General features: G+C 66.3%; 3 protein-coding genes and 1 pseudogene. 3 read left to right on the forward strand and 1 reads right to left on the reverse strand.

Annotated elements, in window-relative coordinates; translation table 11 throughout:
• Positions 1-226, forward strand: a pseudogene (locus tag I0Q12_RS32595) (hypothetical protein); the annotation flags it as partial.
• 429 nt (positions 227-655) lie between these two features.
• Here the strand turns inward: I0Q12_RS32595 and I0Q12_RS10990 are convergent.
• Entirely contained in the window at positions 656-1135 is a 480-nt protein-coding gene (locus I0Q12_RS10990; RefSeq protein ID WP_197251954.1) for an N-formylglutamate amidohydrolase, read from the reverse strand.
• Positions 1136-1258: 123 nt separating this feature from the next.
• On the opposite strand from I0Q12_RS10990, the gene I0Q12_RS34620 reads away from it, so the two are divergent.
• Positions 1259-1387 carry a hypothetical protein gene (locus I0Q12_RS34620; RefSeq protein ID WP_269437596.1) on the forward strand — a complete coding sequence of 43 codons (129 nt, stop codon included), beginning with the start codon at positions 1259-1261 and terminating at the stop codon, positions 1385-1387.
• Positions 1388-1404: 17 nt separating this feature from the next.
• Positions 1405-3618 carry a hypothetical protein gene (locus tag I0Q12_RS10995; RefSeq protein WP_197251955.1) on the forward strand — a complete coding sequence of 738 codons (2214 nt, stop codon included), beginning with the start codon at positions 1405-1407 and terminating at the stop codon, positions 3616-3618.
• Positions 3619-4854 lie beyond the last annotated feature (1236 nt).

Below are 4854 nucleotides of genomic sequence, written 5' to 3' on the forward strand. Positions count from 1 at the left end.
CGGGGCCGGGGACGTCTCACCCGATTCCCACCACTCCCTGGGACTTACCCGTTCTGCCAGTGGGGGTATCAGTTCACTGATCCTGCGAGCCTACGACGATGAGGGCATGCCGAAGTATTTGGGAAGGGTCGGGACCGGGTTCACGACGGCGGCGCGGCATTCGAGTTGGCGCGGGCTGCGCGAGGACAAGTCGCCCGCCGGGGCCGACCTGCCGGGCCGGAACTGAACATGATCGCGATGATCAAGACAACAGCTATTGACCAGGTAAAACGACACGTCCCGCCGCATTTTCCGGTTGTTCCGCCCGCGGCGCCGCGCGCTGGGCGGGGACTCAGTCGCGGAGCATCTGGAGTTGCCATCGAATCCAATGCCATCGCTCGATGACTTCCGGATCGTCGGGGTCGTGGCCGGCGGACGTCCACACTGCTCGGTCCTCGGCGACCATATCTGGTTGGACGCACTGGGCGGGTTCCTGGTTCCCTCCCTCCCTCGGGTCCGCGTCATCCGGGTCGTGAATGAGCGCATCTACCAGGCATCAACGCAGTGGTCTCTCGCGTCCGCGACTACGCCCACCACTGAAAACACACGGTGGCATGCAGTGATGACATGTCCCTTCCTGGTTGGAAGACCCCTCGCGGTGCTGTGCGAATCCCGATCAGTGGAGAGTGCCGATCCAGTAGTGGGGCATGTCGACCAGTTGCGTGGGCACGCCGATCGGCGTGGCATCCTCGTCGAAATAGGCGCGGTAGGCGAACAGGCCGCGCTCCGAGCGTCCGGTGTCCGGGTCGATGCCGCCGAGCAGGTAGATCCGCTGATCGTCGTCGTCGAACTCGGCGAACACCGCCCGAACCCATGCCTCCGGCTCCGCCAGATCCACGTGCCGGCGGGCACCGGATGCGGTGTCGCAGCTTGCGACGGTCACCGTCACGACGGTCCCGGCAGCGGCCCGGTCCCACCGCCCCGGCCCGACCGCGAACCGACGGGCGGTGATCGTGACCGTGAGGGTGATGTTCTCGGTCGCGAGCGCTTCGGCCACCACGGTGCTCGTGAAGTCGTCGACGGAGCCGGTGGTGAACGAGGGAAGCCGGTGCGCTTCGCGGATGCGGGCGGCCAGGTGGGCTCGGTCGGTCTGCACCTCGCTGAGGTTACCGGCGGCCTGGTGCGACTCCCGGGGCATGCTGCTGTGCCCGATCGACTCCGATCACCGCACGGGGTCTACATGTACCGCCGCGCTACAACATCGCGTTGAGCTGGGACGATGACACGTCCCCGGCTCGGCGCAACCTCGGCGACGGACATCCGATCGTCCGAACGCATCCAGGACCGAACCGAACTCGGCAGTGGCACCACCCGCGCCGGTATCCCCCTGCTCGTCGCATCTGTGTGATCACCGATGATGAGCCGATGAGCGAAGAGCACGATCACGCAGCGTGGGTCACACGGCTGGTCGACGCAGCCACGCGCGGGACGATTGTGGATCTGCGGTCAGGGGTGCCGGCACACCTGTACGACCCGGCGACCGCCGATCAGTGGCCGGCCGACCGGCATATCCCCGCGCGCGCGATCCGGGACGTCCTCACCGGTGGCCACGAAGGGTTCGACCCCGGCGGTCTCCGGATTGTCGGAGCCCGGATCACCGGTGACATCGACTTCGCGCACATCACGTTCGATCGCCCACTGCACCTGATCCGGTGCCGGATCGATCGACCGATGAACCTGAACAATGTGCGTCTGCGGGAGTTGACGCTCTCGGGATCTCACCTTCTGTCTCTGTCCCTCGAGGTGGCACACATCGCCGGCGACATCGTCGCCGACCGCATCACCACCAATGGGGCGATCCGTGCGATCGGCGCCAAGATTGGCGGTGAACTCAGCCTGAACGACGCCCGCCTCCATAACCCCGGACACCACGTCCTCACCCTCGACGGCGCCACCATCACCCGCGGACTCTTCGCCAGCCGCATCACCACCAACGGCGAAATCCGCACCATCAGTGCCACCATCAACGGCCAACTCGCACTGGACGACGCTCACCTGCACAACCCCGGACACAGGGTTCTCGATCTCGCCAACGCCACCATCACCAATGGGCTCTTCGCCCGCCGCGTCACCACCACCGGCGAAATCCGCGCACCGGGCACCACCATCAACGGCCAACTCGCATTGAGCGGCGCCCACCTGCACAACCCCGGACACCACGCCCTCACCCTCGACAACGCCACCATCAAAGGGGGACTCTTCGCCGACCGCGTCACCACCGACGGCGAAATCCGCGCACCCAGCGCCACCATCAACGGCCAGCTCAATCTGATCGACGCTCACCTGCACAACCCCAGTCGGCTTGTCCTCACTCTCGACGACGCCGCCATCACCGGCGGACTCTCCGCTCGCCGCATCACCACCACCGGCGAAATCCGCGCACCCGCCGCCACCATCAACGGCCAACTCGCACTGGACGGCGCCCACCTGCACAACCCCAGTCGGCTTGTCCTCACCCTCGACGACGCCACCATCACTAATGGGTTCTTCGCCGACCGCATCACCACCGAGGGCGAAATCCGCGCACCCGCCGCCACCATCAACGGTCAACTCGCCCTGGCCGGCGCCCACCTGCACAACCCCGGTCGGCTTGTCCTCACCCTCGCCGGCGCCACCGTCGCTGGCCCGCTTGTGGCTGTGGATGACACCACGGACCAGGCGATCTCGGTGTTCCGCGCCGACGGCATCATCTGGGCAAAGAGGGCGAGTTTCGAGAACCACCTCGACCTTCGTGATGCGAAACCTCGTCCCACCGGCACCGATCAACTGGTGATCGACCTCGACGGGGCCGTCGTCCGCGAGCTCACTCTGCCCACAGAGGGTCCCCTCGTCGTCAACCTCTCCCGCACGAAGATCACGAACTTGAACACCCCCGCCGACCGGGAACCCCGATATCCGGTGATGGCGACCGGGTGGGAGATCGGCGACGTCCACGGCCGCATCCGCACCGACCATGCAGCCGCCAACCGCTGGCTCTCCCACAAACAGGACACTGGTGTCAGTCCGCAGCCATGGCATGCCCTCGCCGCGGTGTACGAACGCAACGGACACCCCGCCGAAGCCCGACGATTGCGCTTCACCGCCGCGAACAACGTCACCAAGGCCGCACCCTGGCGCTCGAAACTGCAACGATGGGCGTATCGGATGGTCGCGGGCCACGGCTACTACCCAATACGTGCAGCACTGTGGCTCGTCGGCGCGCTCGTGGTCGGGTTCGTGCTGGTCGAGGCGAGCCGTGAGCACTTCGTTCCCACCAACCCGAACAAAGAAACCGCCACGATCGCGGTCACCGCCGACGCCATCGGCGGCGAGGCACCTGTCGAGGTGGAGCAGTCGAGGACGATCACCGGGGCCGACGACTGCGCGACGCATCCGCAGTACCCGTGCCTGGATTCGTTCAGCTACGCCCTCACCGGCGTCATCCCCGCCGCGACCGGCACCGTCCGACCGGACTGGACCATCGGCTCCGACGCACCGTTGTGGGTGAAGGCCGGGATCCCGGCGCTGCGCGTTCTCGCCTGGATCTTCACCGCGATCCTGCTCGCGGGCGTGACCGGGCTGCTCCGCAAAAGCTCGTGACCACGCCGCACCGGTGCCGCACTCGACCGCCGGGCCGGCCCGCCGCCGCGGCAACGGGATCGTCCCGCCCGCGAGACGACATCGCGCCGCGCGCAGCAAGACAGTGTTTCAGCGCATCTGCCTGCATCGATGACACGTCCCTGACATCGCGCGTCGTGCGGTGGCGGAGGGATCGGGTGTTCGGTGGCGGGTGGGCGCCGGAATGTCGGAGGTTGGGCGTGTGTGGGCGTGGCGGTGGGAGGCCGAGTTGAGCCAGGATGCGGCGAGTAGTGCGGCGCCGACGAGTTGTCGGGGAATCGGGCACCCTGCGGCACGTCACCGATGTCCCGGAATCGGTTACGAGCGTGCGGCGTTGGTCACCGCGTCGATCACGGGGTTCGGACCGTTGCGGCGAGATCGGTGAATGTCTCGTTCGTGCTTCGCGCAAGGTCTTGGCATCGTGCGGCAGGCTCCGAGCCGTCCGGGTATTGGCCCGGATGCCAGCACCCGAACGTGTCGTAGAGCTGGCCGGAGGATTTCAACGATTCCAGCGTTCGTTCGATTGTGGGATCACTGATCTCGAGTAGGTCCATCGCAGTCGCCACGCGCACACCGGCGTCCGTCTTGGCGGTCACCGTTCGTGCGCACTCCGATGGCACGTTCTCGGAGCAGTTCATCGAATCCAGTGCATCGAGTTCGTCGCACATTTTCTCGCACAACCGAACCCGGTTTTCGGAGGCGGATTCGAGCGAGTCGCCGGAGGAGCATCCAGCCAGGATCATCAACAGCAGCAGGGCGCCCGCGATTGCACGCATAGCCTCGAACCTCCTCGGGGGCAGGAACTATGCAGGATCCGATCGTAGCGACACATCATCGCCTTACCCCCTGAAATCCCTCCTTGGCCCCCTCCGACACGGAAGACCCGCAGTGGACACTGGGCCGATCCTGTTCGTGTGGGGAGGCCGAGTTCGGGAGTACGTCGCATCGCTCGTCCCGCCGAGAACGGCCGATGTTGGACATCGGTCGCCGGATCGTGCATGAGGGCATCTACCAGCCGCGGCGATGTGGCGTCCGGTTCGGGGTTCGAGACCCGCGAGGTCCGAATGAGAGCAGGGAAGGCACCGGAGGGCAGGGGTCCGAGCAACCGCGCTACAGCCCGGGATTCGAGTCGTAGTTGACGATGCCGTTGTGCTTGGTGGCCGTGGACTCGACATGCGTGCCGGTGGTGTAGTCGTCGACGAACAACGTCATCGACTC

Origin of the sequence: Rhodococcus sp. CX, assembly GCF_015865005.1 — a bacterium.
Taxonomy (GTDB): Bacteria; Actinomycetota; Actinomycetes; order Mycobacteriales; family Mycobacteriaceae; genus Rhodococcus.

Excerpts from the sequence above, each read along its gene's own strand:
- I0Q12_RS34620 (WP_269437596.1), top strand. The coding sequence starts at position 1,259 with ATGACACGTCCCCGGCTCGGCGCAACCTCGGCGACGGACATCCGATCG.
- I0Q12_RS10995 (WP_197251955.1), top strand. The coding sequence starts at position 1,405 with ATGAGCGAAGAGCACGATCACGCAGCGTGGGTCACACGGCTGGTCGAC.